This is a genomic window from Neisseriaceae bacterium CLB008 (genome assembly GCA_041228285.1).
Lineage (GTDB): Bacteria > Pseudomonadota > Gammaproteobacteria > Burkholderiales > Neisseriaceae > JAGNPU01.
In genome coordinates, this window is the sequence record CP166133.1 from 1290906 (window position 1) to 1306704 (window position 15799).

Consider the following 15799-nt stretch of genomic DNA (forward strand, 5'->3'; position numbering starts at 1 on the left):
ATGAGTGCCATCCAGCAAGATCAAGTGATTGCCGTTGTCGGCACAGGCGCCATGGGCGCAGGCATTGCCCAAGTAGCGGTAGTTGCGGGCCATCCGGTGAAGTTATTAGACGTGCGCCCAGGGGCCGCCGCAGCGGCCGTGGCCAGCATTCAAGCGCGCATTGAGCGGCTGGTGGCCAAAGGCCGTTTGAGCGCCAGCGCGGGCGAACGGGCGCAGGCCCAGTTAATCCCAGTGAGTGCCTTGACCGACTTGGCCGATGCAGCCTTAGTCGTAGAGGCCATTAACGAAGACTTGGCCAGCAAGCAGAAGCTGTACGCCGATTTAGAGGCCATTGTCGGCCCAGACTGCGTGTTTGGCAGCAATACGTCCTCTATTTCGATTACCGCCATTGCTTCGGCCTTACAGCGCCCAGAACGTCTGGCTGGGCTACACTTTTTCAACCCCGCGCCGCTGATGGCGCTGGTGGAAATCGTCGCTGGCTTGGCCAGTAGCCAAGCAGTGTTGGCGACGCTGTACGCCACGGCTGAAGCTTGGGGCAAGGTGCCGGTGTACGCCAAATCGACGCCAGGCTTCATCGTCAACCGCGTGGCGCGACCCTATTACGCCGAGGCGTTACGGGTGTATCAAGAGCAGGGCGCAGATGCGGCCACGATTGATGCATGCTGTCGTGAAGCCGGTGGTTTTCGTATGGGGCCATTTGAGTTAATGGATTTAATCGGCCATGATGTGAATTTTGCCGTGACCCAGTCGGTGTGGCAGGCGTTTTATTACGATCAGCGCTTTTTACCTTCCTTGGTGCAGCAAGATCTGGTACACGCCGGTTTTTTGGGTAAAAAGAGCGGCCGCGGTTTTTATGACTACGGTGCTGATGCGGCCTCGCCACAGGCCCAAACGGCCGCCGAAGTGGCCTATCCGACCGATGTGTGCATTCACGGCGCGTCTTTGGCGGCCCAGGCTTTGGCCGATCGCTTAAGCGCCCAAGGCTTGGCATTTGAACGCGCGCCAGCCATCAATGGCCGCCTGGCCACCATTGGCGATGTGGTGCTGTGCGTCACCGATGGCCGCAGCGCCAGCCAGCGCGCCTACGACAACCAACAGCCCAATACGGTATTGCTGGATTTGGCCTTGGATTATCAAACCGCGACCCGCGTGGCCATCAGCGTGGCCGCTGGCGCCAGTGACAAGGCGTTAACGGCGGTGACCGGTCTGTTGCAAGGCTGTGGTTTGGCGGTGTCGGTTTTGGCCGACATCCCCGGCTTGGTGGTGATGCGTACGGTGGCGATGTTGGCCAACGAAGCGGCCGACGCAGTGAATCAAGGCGTGGGCAGCCCCGAGGGCATCGATAAAGCGATGCGTTTGGGCGTTAACTATCCGCAAGGCCCACTGGCCTGGGCTCAGAACATTGGCTTTGATAAAGTCCAAACCGTTTTACGCCAGCTCGGCGCCACCTACGGTGAAGACCGCTACCGCGTGTCGCCGTGGCTACAGCAGCAAGTTTTGGGAGCACACGCACATGCTTGATTTAACCAATGACGCTCAGGCGTTAGCCGAAGCCACGGTGGCGGCGCTACAGGCCAAAGAAACCTTACCCGGTGCGATGAAGATGCAGCTGGTCGACACCCGACCTGGCTATGCGCGACTAAGCATGGTGGTGGCTGATTTCATGCTCAACGCCCACGGCATGTGTCATGGCGGCATGATCTTTAGCCTCGCGGACACGGCGTTTGCCTATGCCTGCAATAACCGCAACCACAACACGGTTGGGGCCGCCTGTACGATTGACTATACGGCGCCCGCGTTTCCGGGCGATGTGTTGCAAGCAGAGGCGACCGAAACCTTTATGGCAGGGCGCACCGGCGTTTACGACGTTGTTGTGACCAACCAGACGGGGCAACTGATTGCGCTGTTTCGGGGTAAGAGCCATCGCATTCGCGGCGAGGTGTTGGCCAGCATGAGCGACGCCGCCAGCGCAGAATCAAAGGCCGACTAACAGGCCGAAATGACCCATTCATACAAAGCATAGAAAAGAGACTCAATATGACCACGATCACCGACACCAGCCATCTAGAGCCCATCGAAATGGCCAGCCGCGACGAAATCACGGCCTTGCAGCTGCAACGCTTGAAAAAAACCTTACAGCACGCCTACGACAATGTGCCCCACCATAAGGCCGCGTTTGACGCCAAAGGCGTGCATCCAGACGACTTAAAAAGCCTCAGCGATTTAAGCAAGTTCCCTTTTATGATGAAGGAAGACTTGCGCGCCAATTACCCGTTCGGCCTGTTTGCCGTGCCGCAAAGCGACGTTGTGCGTCTGCATGCGTCTTCTGGCACCACGGGTAAGCCGATTGTGGTGGGCTACACCCAAAACGACCTCAATGTATGGGGCGATTTGATTGCGCGCTGCATCCGCGCGGCCGGTGGCCGTAAAGGCGACATGCTGCAAAATGCCTACGGCTACGGCATGTTCACCGGCGGCCTGGGCGCCCACTTTGGTGCCGAGCGCCTAGGCTGTTGCGTGATCCCGATTTCGGGCGGCCAAACCGAGAAACAGGTGCAAAACATCATCGACTTCAAACCCGCTATTTTCATGTCAACGCCGTCGTATGCGCTGGTGGTGGCAGAAGAATTAGCCCGTCAAGGCATTGCACCGGAAGACAACTCCTTACGCATCGGTATTTTTGGTGCCGAAGCTTGGAGCGAAGGCATGCGCCAAGAGATTGAAAAGAAACTAGGCATTCATGCCTTGGATATTTACGGCCTGACGGAAGTGATGGGCCCTGGCGTGGCGTCTGAGTGCGTGGAAACCAAAGATGGCCTGACCATTTGGGAAGACCATTTCTATCCTGAAATCATTGACCCCGTGACCGGCGAAGTGTTGCCAGACGGTGAAGAAGGCGAGTTGGTGTTTACCTCGCTGACCAAAGAAGCCTTCCCCGTGATTCGCTACCGCACCCGCGACCTGACCCGCATCCTGCCGCCGACGTCGCGCGCCTTCCGCCGCCTCGATCGCTTTGCTGGGCGCTCTGACGACATGATGATTGTGCGGGGCGTCAACGTATTCCCCACCCAAATCGAAGAGCAAATCCTGCGTGACAAGCATTTGTCGGGCAATTATCAAATCGAGCTGGATAAAAAAGGCCATATGGACACCGTGGCCGTGCGCTGTGAGCTGCAAAATGAGTTTTCGCAGCAATTAAGCGGCGAGCAAGTGGATGAAATCGCCAAGCGTCTTCAGCATCACATTAAGACCAACGTCGGGATTTCCACCCACGTCAGCGTGTTGGAATATGACACCATTCCCCGTTCGCAGGTGGGTAAGGCGCGGCGCGTGATCGACAATCGACCAAAATAAAAAACTCATAAAAATCAGATAGTAAAGGAAAAGAAATGAAAGATGCTTTCATTTGTGACGCGGTACGCACGCCTATAGGTCGCTACGGCGGCAGCTTGGCCACGGTTCGTGCCGATGATTTAGGGGCGTTGCCGCTACAGGCTTTAATGACCAGAAACCCACAGGTGGATTGGCGTTTAGTCGACGACATCATTTACGGCTGCGCCAACCAGGCGGGCGAAGACAACCGCAACGTGGCGCGCATGTCCGGGCTTTTGGCCGGCCTGCCAATTGAGGTGCCGGGCACCACCATTAATCGCCTGTGTGGTTCAGGCATGGACGCCATTGGCTACGCCGCTCGCGCGATTAAATCTGGAGAAACCCATTTGATGCTGGCCGGTGGCGTTGAAAGCATGTCGCGTGCGCCATTTGTGATGGGTAAGGCCGACAGCGCCTGGTCGCGCAGCGCCGAACTGTACGACACAACTATTGGCTGGCGTTTTCCCAACCCTAAGCTGCACGCCCAGTATGAAACGCACACCATGCCGCAAACCGCCGACAACGTGGCGGCTGACTTTCACATTGAACGCGAAGCCCAAGATCTGTTTGCTCTGCGCTCGCAGCAAAAATGGGCCGAAGCGCAGGCAGCAGGGCGCTTTGCCGATGAGTTAATCAGCGTCACCGTGGCCCGCAAGCGCCTAGAGCCGTTGGTGTTTGAAGCCGATGAACATCCGCGCCCAGACACCAGCCTAGCCAAATTGGCCACGCTTAAAGGCATTAACGGCGCGAACCTTAGCGTCACCGCCGGAAATGCCTCGGGCGTCAACGACGGCGCTTGTGCCGTGCTGTTGGCCTCGGCCGCGGCGGTGAAGCAGCATGGCTTAAGCCCTAAAGCACGCGTGGTGGGCATGGCTACTTCTGGCGTCTTGCCGCGCATCATGGGCTATGGCCCCGTATCTGCGGTGCAAAAGGTATTGGCGCAAACGGGTTTAAGTTTGGATCAGATGGACGTGATCGAATTAAACGAAGCGTTTGCGGCGCAGGGCTTGGCCGTGACGCGCTCTTTAGGCTTGGCCGACGACGATGCACGGGTGAACCCCAACGGGGGCGCCATTGCCATGGGCCATCCTCTGGGCATGAGCGGCGCACGTTTGGTGACCACGGCCACCTATCAGTTGGCCCGTAGCGGCGGTCGCTACGCCTTGTGCACCATGTGTATTGGCGTAGGCCAAGGCATTGCGATGATTATTGAACGGGTAGAAGGCGTATGAGCATGACGACCAATCCTAACGCTCAGGACGTGGTATTGAGCCACGTCGATGGCAATGTCGGCGTGATTCAGATCAACCGCCCTGAGGTGATGAATGCGCTTAACGATGCGGTGATGGAAGGCATTGCCGCCGCCGTGGTGGCGTTTGAAGCCGACGCCGACATTGGCGCCATCGTGCTGTGCGGTCAGCCTAAAGCCTTTGCCGCTGGTGCCGACATTGGGGCCATGTGTGATTTTGATTACGCCAGCGTCTTGGGCCGAGATTTTACCAAAGCCAATTGGGACACCATCCGCACCGCGCGTAAGCCCATTATTGCGGCCGTTTCTGGCTTTGTTTTAGGCGGTGGTTGCGAGATGGCCATGCTGTGCGATCTGGTCTACGCCGCCGACACGGCCAAGTTTGGCCAGCCGGAAATCAAGCTGGGCACCATGCCCGGTGCTGGCGGAACGCAGCGTCTGAGCCGCGCCATAGGTAAGGCCAAAGCCATGGACATGGCCTTAACCGGCCGCATGCTCAGCGCCCGTGAAGCAGAGCAGGCGGGTCTGGTGGCGCGCGTGTTTCCCCAGGCGTATTTACTCAGTGAAACCATGGCCTTGGCTCAGGCCATCGCCGAACAGTCTCGCCCCGTGGCAATGATGATTAAAGAAGCCATTAATCAGGCCTATGAGTCGCCACTACAGGCTGGCCTATTGTTTGAGCGCCGTTTGTTTCATGCCACCTTCGCCTTAGCCGACCAAAAAGAAGGCATGAGCGCTTTTGTGGCCAAGCGCAAACCGAAATTCAGCCATCGCTAATGGCGTCTGCAGAGGAGACGGAATGTACACCAGTTTAACCATTGAACAACAGCAAGGCGTGGCCACGATCTGGATGGATCGTCCCGATGTGTTGAATGCCTTTGATGAAACCTTGATCGCCGAACTGCATCAGGCTTGTTTGGCACTGGCCACCGACGACACCGTGCGTGTGGTGGTGCTGGCCGGCAAGGGCCGTCATTTTTCGGCCGGCGCCGATCTGAATTGGATGAAGCGCGCTTCGGCCTTTGGCTTTGACGAAAACCTAGGGGACGCCCGCGTGTTTGCCGACATGTTGCACACCTTGGCGACCTTGAACAAGCCCACCATCGCGCGCATTCAAGGCGCGGCGCTCGGTGGCGGGACGGGCCTTGCGGCTGCCTGCGACATGGTCGTGGCCAGCGACGACGCCAAGTTCGCCACGTCGGAAGTGCTGTTTGGCATCATCCCCGCGGTGATCAGCCCCTATGTGCTGAGCGCCATCGGCCCGCGTCACGCTCTACGTTATTTTCAAACCGGCGAACGCTTCAGCGCCGCTGAGGCCTTGACCATGGGCCTGGTCACCAAAGTGGTGGCGGCTGATGAGCTAGATGCCGCCGTGGCCGAATTGACCAGCAAGCTGCGCCAAGGTGGGCCCAAAGCACAGGCCGCGAGCAAGGCCTTGATTCAGGCCATTGTGACCTTGCCATTGGGGCCTGAAGCCTGTGAAGCGACTGCGCAACGCATTGCTGCCCAGCGCGCCACCGATGAAGCTCGCGACGGCATCAGTGCCTTTTTAGATAAGCGACAGCCCGCTTGGCTGTCTGATAAGGAGTAAACATGTACACGCAATCATTTAGCGTTCCCGATGCTGCCGAAGTCGGCAGCGATACTCAGGCTGCAGTGGCAGCGGTTGAACACGCCGCCTTAGACGCCGCATTTCAGGCCCGCATCGATGCCGATGGCCGTATTGAACCGCAAGATTGGATGCCCGAGGCCTATCGTAAAACGCTGGTGCGCCAAATCAGCCAGCACGCACACAGTGAGATCGTGGGCATGCTGCCTGAGGGTAATTGGATCACCCGTGCGCCCAGCCTGAAGCGCAAGGCCATCTTGGTGGCCAAAGTGCAAGACGAGGGCGGCCACGGCCTGTATTTGTACTCGGCGGCCGAAACCCTCGGTACCAGCCGCGACCAAATGCTGGGTGCGCTGCACTCAGGCAAGGCCAAATACAGTTCGATCTTTAACTATCCCACCTTAAGCTGGGCCGATGTGGGCGTGGTGGGCTGGCTGGTGGATGGCGCCGCCATCATGAACCAAATCCCGTTGTGCCGTTGTTCCTACGGTCCTTATGCACGCGCCATGGTGCGGGTGTGTAAAGAAGAGTCGTTCCATCAGCGCCAAGGTTATGAAGCCTTATTGGCGATGATGAGCGGCACCGAAGAGCAAAAGGCCATGGTGCAAGATGCGGTGAACCGCTGGTGGTGGAAATGCTTGGCCATGTTTGGGCCGCCCGATGCCGACAGTCCGAACAGCGTGCTGGGCATGCGCTGGGGCATTAAACGCTTCAGTAACGACGAGCTGCGCCAGAAGTTTGTCGACGCCACCGTGCCTCAGGCCAAAGTCTTGGGCGTGACCTTGCCCGACCCTGACCTGAAATGGAACGAAGCACGCGGCCACCACGACTACGGCCAAATCGATTGGGATGAGTTCTGGGCCACGGTGAACGGTAATGGTCCGTGTAATAAAGAACGCCTAGCCACACGTGTGAAGGCTTATGACGACGGTGCTTGGGTGCGTGATGCCGCTCAAGCCTATGCCGAAAAACAACAAAACAACCAATAATACAAAGGGATGAAACATGAAACCACAGCTAAAAGAATGGCCTTTATGGGAAATTTTCGTGCGCAGCAAGCAGGGCTTGGAGCACAAACACTGCGGTAGCCTACACGCCGCCGATGCACAGCAGGCTTTACAAATGGCCCGCGATGTCTACACGCGCCGCCAAGAGGGCGTGAGCATTTGGGTATTGCCTTCAAACGCCATCGTGGCCAGCCACCCTGACGAGAAAGCCGAACTGTTTGAGCCGATGGCGGACAAGATTTATCGCCACCCGACCTTTTATGAGATTCCAGAAGAAGTGGGGCATATGTAATGAAAAGCTGCGTGGATTATCTATTGCATCTGGCCGACTCAGCCTTAATCATCGGCCAGCGTAACGCCGAATGGTGTGGGCAAGGCCCGGTACTGGAAGAAGACATTGCCTTGGCCAACATCAGCCTCGACCACATCGGTCAAGCGCGCATGCTGTATCAGCTGGTGGCCGAGATTGAAGGCGGTGACGTTACCGAAGACCGCTTGGCCTATTTCAGGGGCGAGCGCGACTACCGTAATTACACCTTATTAGAGCTGCCGCATCATGCTGGTCTGTCTGCCTATGCGCGTACCGACCGTGACTACGCCGTGACCATGACCCGTAACTTTTTGTACTCGACCCTGATGTTGTTGGTTTGGGATCAATTACAAAACGTGGCGAATGAGCAAGTGGCGGCCATTGCGGCTAAGTCTTTGAAAGAGGTTCGCTACCACCTGCGCCACAGCGCCGATTGGCTGGTGCGCCTTGGCGATGGCACGGCAGAGTCCAACCGCCGTATGCAGGGGGCTCTGGATTACTTAATGCCGTTTACCCAAGAGTTTTGGTCACCTTCTGAGATGGAAACGGCGGCCGCAGCAGCAGGCTATGGGGTCGAAACCTGGACGCTACGCGACACCTGGACCGAATTGGTGAGCGCCAAAGTGGCCGAAGCAACGTTGACCCTGCCAGAAGTTGGTGGCTACGTGACCGAAGGGAAGGCGCAGCTGCATTCCGAGCATCTAGGCTATGTTTTGGCCGAAATGCAAAGCTTGGCGCGCGCTCATCCTGAAGCGGTGTGGTAGGGCGTCATGACTGCCTTAGCGCCTACTAGTGCCGATGTCTGGGCCTTGCTCGAACAGGTGACTGACCCAGAAATTCCCGTGGTATCGCTGCGTGAATTGGGGATTTTACGGGCGGTGAACGCCACTGATGATGGTTTTGAGGTGGTGATTACGCCCACCTACAGTGGCTGCCCGGCCATGGGCCAAATCGAAGACGATGTCCAAGCGGTCTTGGCCGAAGCCGGCGTCTCGGCTCGAGTGCTGACTCAGCTGGCGCCCGCTTGGACCACCGACTGGATGTGCGACGAAGCCAAAGAAAAGCTACGCGCCTACGGCATTGCGCCCCCGCAGCGGCAAAGCTGTGGGGCTCAGGTGAATGTGATTCAGTTTATGCAAAAGCCCGTCACAGAGCCGGACATTCCTTGTCCACAGTGCGGTTCGACCCAGACCGTGGTGTCGGCCGAGTTTGGCTCAACCGCGTGTAAAGCCTTGTATAAATGCCTGAGCTGCCAAGAGCCATTTGACTATTTTAAACCTTATTAAGGGGTGATGTGATGAACGCACAAACCGCGTCTACGCCACGATTTTATGATGTACAGGTCAAGCAAGTGTTGGCCGAAGCCGCCGATTCGGTGGCGATTACCTTGGCGATTCCGGCCGATGTCCGCGAACGCTTTCATTTTGAACCCGGTCAGTTTCTGACCCTGAAAACCACGATTGAAGGGGAAGAAGTGCGCCGCACTTATTCCATCAGCAGCCCGCGCAGCCGTTTGCGTACCCATGGTGAGCTGGAAGTGGGCATTCGCGCCGTCGACGGCGGCCTGTTCTCTAACTGGGCGGCGCAAAGCCTAAAGGTGGGCGATCAGCTCAGCGTGATGCCGCCAGAAGGACGCTTCGTGGTGAAAAAAGCCCGTGCGCTGCATCGGGTTGGCTTCGCTGCGGGTTCGGGCATTACCCCGATTTTGTCGATTGCGGCCACCACCTTAGAAGAGCAGCCGAACGCTAAATTTACCCTAGTGTATGGCAATCGCCGTACCACCAGCGTGATGTTTAACGAAGCGTTGCAAGACTTAAAAGATCGCTACCCAGATCGTCTGACCCTGATTCACGTGCTGTCACAGCAGGCGCAAGAAGTGGATTTGCTGCAAGGGCGCATTGATGGCGCCAAGATCAATGCCTTGGTCGAAGCGCTGTTGCCTGCGGCCAGTATGGATGAAGTGTTTATCTGTGGGCCCGAGGCGATGATCGACGCCACCGAAGCCGCTTTAGTGGCGCTTAACGTGCCCAAAAATCGGATTTACAGCGAACGCTTTAATACGGGCTCAGCCATGCATACCCGTAACACCGTGCGCTTTAATAGTGGTCAGGAAGAAGCTGAGCTGGTACGCGACATCAATTTAACCGTGGTGCTAGACGGCGTACGCCATGAGCTGAAAGTCAGCGAACAAGAGCATTTACTAGATGCGGCCCTGAACCTGGGCCTAGATTTGCCTTATTCCTGTAAGGCTGGGGTGTGCTGTACCTGTCGCGCTAAAGTGGTTGAGGGCGAAGTCAGCATGGATAAAAACTATACCTTGGAGGCCGATGAAGTGGCACAAGGCTTTGTCTTGAGCTGCCAGGCTCGGGCACAAAGCAAAAATTTGGTCATTAGCTACGACGAGCGTTAATACCATGCCTGGCCGTTTTGGCTGGGCTGTTGGGCACCTCGGTGGCTGATCGTTTAAATGTCTAAGGCCAGCGTTAAAGACACTCAATCGAGGCGCCGATCTTCTTTACACTAGGTGCTGGCTTGCCGCTGCCAGCCACAGCAAAGCGGTGTGTGTGAACCCGCCGTAACGACACCATAGGACAGGACAAAAAAAGTGGGTCGATGCGGTTTTACCATTACAAAGTCATGAGCTTTTAGAGGAGACATCATGAATCATTCAACAACCGAGCATCAGGCGACGGGGTCGGCAGCCGCCGCACCGGATTACGCCAAACTGGTGCAAACGCCAGAGTTTAAACAATTATTGGCGCGTAAAAAAAGCTTTATGGTGCCGGCAGTGTGCTTTTTTCTGGCTTTTTATTTCTTATTGCCGATCTTGGCGACCTACACCACTTGGTTAAAAGGCACCACGGTGTTTGGTATTACCTATGTATGGGTCTTTGCTCTGTGTCAGTTTTTGGTGGTTTGGGGGCTAGGCTGGATCTACGTTAAAAAATCAACGGTGTATGACCAAATGGCCGCCGCTATTTTGGTGCAGAATCAACAGGAGTTAAGCAAATGAGCCTATTATCCTTAAGTTTGTTCTTCGGCATCATTGTTGGCACCTTAGTCATCACCTATTTCTCTGCCAAAAAAACCAAGAGCGCCAGCGATTTTTACACCGCCGGCGGTGGCCTAACCGCGCCTCAAAATGGCTTGGCCGTGGCCGGTGACTTTATGTCGGCAGCGTCTTTCTTAGGCATTACCGGCGCCATCGCGTTGGTGGGCTTTGATGGTTTTTACATGAGCGCTGGTAATTTGATGGCATTCTTGTTCTTGCTGTTCTTGGTGGCTGAGCCGCTGCGTAACTTAGGTAAATACACCTTGGCCGACATGATTTCGTCTCGCTTTAAGTCGAAAAAAATCCGCGGCATGGCGGCGTCGAGCACGCTGGTGATCTCTATTTTCTACATGATTGCCCAATTGGTGGGCGCCGGCGGCTTGATTAAGCTGTTGCTGGGCATAGACTATGCCGTATCGGTACTCATCGTAGGCGCCTTGATGACGATTTACGTGATCTTTGGTGGGATGACGGCCACTAGCTGGGTGCAGATCACCAAGGCTGTGTTGCTGCTGGGCGGCTCGTTTTTATTGACCTTCTTGGTCTTTGCCAAGTTCAACTTTAACATCAGTGAAATGATCGCCGTTGTCAAAGCCGGCTCGCCTTTGGGAGACAACTACATGCAGGCAGGTAACCAGTTTAAAAACGGCCTCGACACGATCTCCTTTAATATGTCGCTGGTGTTCGGTGCGGCCGGTTTGCCACATTTGCTGGTGCGTTTCTTTACCGTTAAAGACGCTTTAACGGCGCGTAAGTCAGTGGTGTATTCGACCTGGTTCATCGGTGCCTTCTTCATCATGACCATTTTCTTGGGCTTCGGTGCAGTGGCATTTGTGGGCGTGGATGAGATTGTGGCGGCCAACCGTGCCGGTAATATGGCGGCGCCGTTATTGGCTCTGGTCGTGGGCGGTGATTTCCTGTTTGCCTTTATTTCTGCTGTGGCGTTTGCCACCATTTTGGCGGTGGTGTCGGGCCTGGTGTTGACCTCGGCGTCGGCGTTTGCTCACGACATCTACGGTGAGATCATCAAAGATGGCAAGATGACCCAGCGCCAGCAGGTCATGGTGGCGCGCGTGGCCTCTATTGGCGTGGCAGCGATTTCCATTGTATTGGCGCTGTTCGCACAATCCCTGAACGTGGCGTTTTTGTCAGTCTTGGCCTTGGGTATTGCCGCCAGCGCGAACCTGCCGGTGATATTGCTGACCATCTACTGGCGTCGATTCAATGTGGTGGGTGCGGTGATGGGCATGGCGACTGGCTTGATTAGCTCGGTGGTATTGGTGATGCTGAGCCCGAGCGTGTGGAACCCAGTGGCGGGTGCCGGTATTTTCCACGGTGACCCTATTTTCCCCATGGCCAATCCTACTATTTTCACCATTCCCTTGGGCTTCTTGGGCGCCTACATCGGTACCTTAATTGGGCGGCGTAACCCCAAGCTTGAAGACGACTATGACGAAGTATTGTTTAAAGCCAATACCGGTCATGGCGTGCATTCTGCTCAAGATCATTAAGTTTTTTCCTTCACATCATCATGCTGATGTTTTGGGCCGTGCCTTATCAGGTACGGCCTTTTTTTGTGGGCAATCCCCCAAGGCCGACCACGGCGGCATTCGAAAATACGCCCAATACCGTTCTGGGGCGCTGCAGCCGGCACACGAACGTCACCGTCAATAAGGCCGTCACGGCATCTAAGCGTTGGGCGCTTGGATCAAGTCTTGAGCCGACGACAGCACCAAGACAAGGAGACGGGTGCGAATGGCACTCATAGGCCAATAAAACCTTGAGATAGGGCGAGCTTAGTTAGGGTCATATTGTGCGCACACGCCGTTTTTGGGCAGGCACCAACGCGCACTTAGGAAAGACACAGCAGCGCCTAGGCAGGCATAAAAACCAACGGTGCGAGCTGGGCTGAAGTCAATAACCACTATGGTGAGGGCACTTAATAGGCCACCAAGCATGGTTAAGATAAGGTAGTGGCGTACGCTTTGCTGCATTTTGAATACGCAGGCAATGATGCCCAATAGCAGCCCAGCCACCGCAAACATGGCCTGGGCCAAAAAGGCCGCCAGTAGGCCAAAATTGAGCACAGACAGTAGGTGTTCCGTGAGCGAATAAAAAGGCTGGACGCTTTTGAAGAGATCATAGAGGCCAAACAACGAAGCAACGATGAAGCCGGCCACGCCTGCGCTGAAGAAATAGGTCAGAATGACTCTGAGTTTTGGATAGGGCTTCATCTGCCTCCTTATTGCTGTGTGTGTGCTTACGGCTTATGATGGTGGCTTGAAGGCGCTAATGGCCTAGGATTGCGGTATTGTAACATGGTTTAAAGCGGCGCACAGTGGGGGTTGATACCAGCGCATGGGCTTGTTTAGTTGACTAGTTAGGCCATCTATTTGCCAATAGGCTTTATGATTTAATTTGTGTGGCATTGTCATATTTTATGTTATTGTTTATGACGTTAAATAATCATAGAGAAGATTCAGTATGAAGAAATATTATGTCAGTTCATTGCTACTAACCGTTTTTCTCGCTGGTTGCGCGACCCCAAGTAAGCACTATGAGAAATTATTACCGTTAACTGAGGTTGAGAAGCAGAGCCTGACCTGTATTCAACTAGATCAAGAGGTGATTAAAATACAGGGTACGCTTAGCGATATTGGCGAAGTGTCAACGGCTGATGCTGCTATGGCTAACGTGGGTATTGGGGCCGCTATTCTCAGAGCTTCTCTTGGCGGGTTCAATAGCAAGGATATGCAGCTCAGTGTCGATGTTAAGGAGCAGCAGGATGCTATTCAAAAGGCGAACGATAGACTATTGGCAGTCACGCAGCTCCAGACAGAAAAAAAGTGCCTCTCCAATCGCTAATGATGATTGAGTAAAGGGTTTGCTGTTGGAATGGAATAGGTGGTCGAACGAGATGTGAATGACACAGGAAGGCCCCATGGTTGAAAGCCATGGGGCTTTTATCTGGCTATATTTATCAGTTTAATTGATATTTATTAGTAATGAGTGAATAAGTTATTAAAATTATTTATCAGTTATTAATCTAAAAGAGAATTGTTAAAATTTGTTAAGAACTCTGAGCCCATGGGCGCTTGGTGATATTGTACTAGTATATAAATAAAAATATTTTTAGTATGCTTAAAGGGGTGGGGCTGTGCGTAAATTATTATTAATGTCTATTCTGGTTGCGAGTTTGGCCGGGTGTCATCAAGGTGAAAATGCCGATGTGGATGATGCTCTGAGATGGCAATATAAAGAAGTTGTAGATAGCACTCATGAGACGGGGAGAAAATACCGTTTCGCGACTTTACAGTCTCTCAGTAACCCAGTGCAAGACCAAGAAATTGGGCGTTATAAAATATTGCTTTCAATTTACAAAGAGTACCGTAATCAGGAGTCGGATACTTATTCTGCCGTGTTTGGTATTGATGGTGGTGATTTGAAATGCCCCGATGGTTTATGCAAGATTACTGTTCAATTTGATGATGAAGTAAAAATGGCCATCATCCCGAAAAAAACGTCTGCTCGTTTTTTTTATATTGATGGCAACAGTCAGCTTGGAAAAGCCCTGATCCGTTCTATTTTAAAATCAGAGAAAATGACGATAGGTATTGATCTAGAGTTGGTGGGCTATAGGGTTTTTGAGTTCAATGTATCAAATTTAGCGCTTTAACGGTAATGATTATTCTATTGGAATGGGTTGGCGCAAGCTAAAATAACGCGGCCACTCCGGTCATTATAAAACTTCTACTGATGTAGGAGGGATTTTCACTTTATCAGACAGCGTTTCGGATAGGACCTAAGGGTTGGATTGTGGCCCCAGAAAAGGCTTCGCAAGATAGTTAGGTCAAGTTATGATGTTTAAAGTAGAGTTAATTTAAATAGATAGTTAATAGAAGGGTTGAGGCTAACTCTTGCAAGGAAATAGAGATGAAACGCAAGCATAAAGTGGTTGCTGGCTTGGTGGTTGGGGTGACGTTGTTGCTCACGGGTTGTGCTGATTTTGTTGATTCATTTAGTCCAATACATCGTCCTAAATACATTAAGCATCCAGATGGTAGTACGGTGCTTGATTGTAAAGGCCGTGGCCTACAAGCTGGGTATGATGCTAAATTATTTTGGAAAGAGAATAATTTACGAAAAGGCACGACCGATTTTATTTGTGTGGATGGCAAGGCTTATTTGCCAGAGAAGGTGCCTAGACAATAAGCTTAAGCACTTTGATGTGCGCAGCAAAGCATTTGCCGGTACCGGCCTTGGCAATCGATTAAATCCGCTGGATTATTTTGAGTTGGATTGATTCTGTGAAATTTAAGGCGGTTTTGCCGGCATAAAAAATCCCTCCATGAGAGGGTTATTTTTTGTGGACAACTAGTTAAGTGTCCCTTATTTGTCCCAAGGGATTGTTAAAGTGTTGATTTTTAATGGCATCATGGAGCGGGTGAGGGGAATCGAACCCCCGTCTTAAGCTTGGGAAGCTTCTACTCTACCATTGAGCTACACCCGCTTTTTGTTCTAAGGCTGACTGGCTAAGCATCATGGCCAATCTGATAGAGTGGGCAATGTACCCTTTTTTTGCCGTTTGGGCAAGGGGTAGAGGCATCTTTATGATACGCAGTAGAGACGTTACTTGGCTTTGAAGCCTGCTGAGCGCGGCTATTTTTAACAATTAGCGACGATCTATTTGCCAATAGAAGTGTGGCTCTATAAAATGGCTTGAGGTGCGCCGCTAGGCGCTTTCTGTGTTGGTAATGAGGATGGTAAAGTATGAGCGTAAAACAAAGCTTAATCGGTGTGATGGTGCTGGGCCTGACGGCGTGTAGTCAGTCTATGGTACCGAGCGTCGGACAAAGCATGATTGCCACCACGGTGACCCAAGAGTGCCATAAGCAGTTGGATAAGCGGGTAGAGTGGCAAACCGCAAAACTATTGGTGACGCCGGAAAAAGCCAAACAGTGGGAACAAAAGATTTGTGACTGCGTCGGGGAAGAGGCACCGAACTATGTGTCAATGTCCGATGTGGCCACGGCGGTGACCAATCCTGCCGAACGTGCGGCGATTGGCGCGCGCGTGGCGGAGGCGACCTTAACCGCCTGCGTGAAAAAAATAAAATTTTAAGCCTGTTGGGCCATCAAGTGCTGTGTGACGGCGCTCGATGGCCCCGTTAAGTAGATAAAGATTAAGTATTAGGGAAAAC

At 53.7% G+C, this 15799-nt stretch carries 18 protein-coding genes and 1 tRNA gene; 17 read left to right on the plus strand and 2 right to left on the minus strand.

Translation table 11 applies throughout. From position 1 onward, the window contains the following. The 13 genes from paaH (at position 1) to AB8Q18_05920 (ending at position 12110) form a co-directional block, all read left to right on the plus strand. A complete protein-coding gene (gene paaH / locus AB8Q18_05860; protein XDZ52583.1) occupies positions 1-1521 on the plus strand; it encodes a 3-hydroxyacyl-CoA dehydrogenase PaaH in 1521 nt (506 codons plus the stop codon). Then, complete coding sequence (gene paaI, locus AB8Q18_05865) at positions 1514-1990, plus strand: hydroxyphenylacetyl-CoA thioesterase PaaI (GenBank protein ID XDZ52584.1); 477 nt, start codon at positions 1514-1516, stop codon at positions 1988-1990. Before paaH ends, paaI begins: the two co-directional genes overlap by 8 nt. A 47-nt stretch (positions 1991-2037) precedes the next feature. Then, positions 2038-3354 carry a phenylacetate--CoA ligase PaaK gene (gene paaK / locus AB8Q18_05870; protein XDZ52585.1) on the plus strand — a complete coding sequence of 439 codons (1317 nt, stop codon included), beginning with the start codon at positions 2038-2040 and terminating at the stop codon, positions 3352-3354. Positions 3355-3389: 35 nt separating this feature from the next. After that, positions 3390-4604, plus strand: coding sequence for a 3-oxoadipyl-CoA thiolase (pcaF, locus tag AB8Q18_05875; protein XDZ52586.1), 1215 nt, complete (start codon positions 3390-3392; stop codon positions 4602-4604). A 2-nt stretch (positions 4605-4606) separates the two neighbouring features. Next, positions 4607-5398 (plus strand): enoyl-CoA hydratase-related protein, encoded by a 792-nt coding sequence (locus tag AB8Q18_05880; protein ID XDZ52587.1) that lies wholly within the window; start codon positions 4607-4609, stop codon positions 5396-5398. A 22-nt stretch (positions 5399-5420) separates the two neighbouring features. Beyond that, on the plus strand, positions 5421-6212 hold the full coding sequence (locus AB8Q18_05885) for an enoyl-CoA hydratase/isomerase family protein (GenBank protein ID XDZ52588.1): 792 nt from the start codon (positions 5421-5423) through the stop codon (positions 6210-6212). Between the two features lie 2 nt (positions 6213-6214). After that, positions 6215-7219: a 1,2-phenylacetyl-CoA epoxidase subunit PaaA gene (gene paaA, locus AB8Q18_05890; protein XDZ52589.1), complete on the plus strand. Its 1005-nt coding sequence runs from the start codon at positions 6215-6217 to the stop codon at positions 7217-7219. Between the two features lie 16 nt (positions 7220-7235). Next, the gene (paaB, locus tag AB8Q18_05895; GenBank protein XDZ52590.1) at positions 7236-7529 is read left to right on the plus strand and encodes a 1,2-phenylacetyl-CoA epoxidase subunit PaaB; all 294 of its coding nucleotides are present in this window, start codon (positions 7236-7238) and stop codon (positions 7527-7529) included. Continuing rightward, positions 7529-8311, plus strand: a complete 783-nt coding sequence (gene paaC / locus AB8Q18_05900) for a 1,2-phenylacetyl-CoA epoxidase subunit PaaC (protein ID XDZ52591.1) — start codon at positions 7529-7531, stop codon at positions 8309-8311. The genes paaB and paaC overlap by 1 nt, the downstream gene beginning before the upstream one ends. Before the next feature lie 6 nt (positions 8312-8317). Next, positions 8318-8833, plus strand: coding sequence for a 1,2-phenylacetyl-CoA epoxidase subunit PaaD (gene paaD / locus AB8Q18_05905; protein ID XDZ52592.1), 516 nt, complete (start codon positions 8318-8320; stop codon positions 8831-8833). Between the two features lie 11 nt (positions 8834-8844). Then, positions 8845-9957: a 2Fe-2S iron-sulfur cluster-binding protein gene (locus AB8Q18_05910; protein ID XDZ52593.1), complete on the plus strand. Its 1113-nt coding sequence runs from the start codon at positions 8845-8847 to the stop codon at positions 9955-9957. Positions 9958-10206: 249 nt separating this feature from the next. Further along, positions 10207-10560 (plus strand): DUF485 domain-containing protein, encoded by a 354-nt coding sequence (locus AB8Q18_05915; GenBank protein XDZ52594.1) that lies wholly within the window; start codon positions 10207-10209, stop codon positions 10558-10560. After that, a complete protein-coding gene (locus tag AB8Q18_05920) occupies positions 10557-12110 on the plus strand; it encodes a cation acetate symporter (protein ID XDZ52595.1) in 1554 nt (517 codons plus the stop codon). Before AB8Q18_05915 ends, AB8Q18_05920 begins: the two co-directional genes overlap by 4 nt. Before the next feature lie 285 nt (positions 12111-12395). On the opposite strand, the gene AB8Q18_05925 is transcribed toward AB8Q18_05920, so the two are convergent. After that, positions 12396-12833 (minus strand): hypothetical protein, encoded by a 438-nt coding sequence (locus tag AB8Q18_05925; protein ID XDZ52596.1) that lies wholly within the window; start codon positions 12831-12833, stop codon positions 12396-12398. 250 nt (positions 12834-13083) lie between these two features. On the opposite strand from AB8Q18_05925, the gene AB8Q18_05930 reads away from it, so the two are divergent. The 3 genes from AB8Q18_05930 (at position 13084) to AB8Q18_05940 (ending at position 14811) form a co-directional block, all read left to right on the plus strand. Further along, a complete protein-coding gene (locus tag AB8Q18_05930) occupies positions 13084-13464 on the plus strand; it encodes a hypothetical protein (protein ID XDZ52597.1) in 381 nt (126 codons plus the stop codon). A gap of 292 nt (positions 13465-13756) precedes the next feature. Continuing rightward, complete coding sequence (locus AB8Q18_05935; GenBank protein XDZ52598.1) at positions 13757-14275, plus strand: hypothetical protein; 519 nt, start codon at positions 13757-13759, stop codon at positions 14273-14275. A gap of 257 nt (positions 14276-14532) precedes the next feature. Further along, positions 14533-14811: a hypothetical protein gene (locus tag AB8Q18_05940; GenBank protein ID XDZ52599.1), complete on the plus strand. Its 279-nt coding sequence runs from the start codon at positions 14533-14535 to the stop codon at positions 14809-14811. A gap of 224 nt (positions 14812-15035) precedes the next feature. On the opposite strand, the gene AB8Q18_05945 is transcribed toward AB8Q18_05940, so the two are convergent. After that, positions 15036-15109, minus strand: a tRNA-Gly gene (locus AB8Q18_05945). Positions 15110-15369: 260 nt separating this feature from the next. On the opposite strand from AB8Q18_05945, the gene AB8Q18_05950 reads away from it, so the two are divergent. Beyond that, positions 15370-15720, plus strand: a complete 351-nt coding sequence (locus AB8Q18_05950; protein XDZ52600.1) for a hypothetical protein — start codon at positions 15370-15372, stop codon at positions 15718-15720. Positions 15721-15799 lie beyond the last annotated feature (79 nt).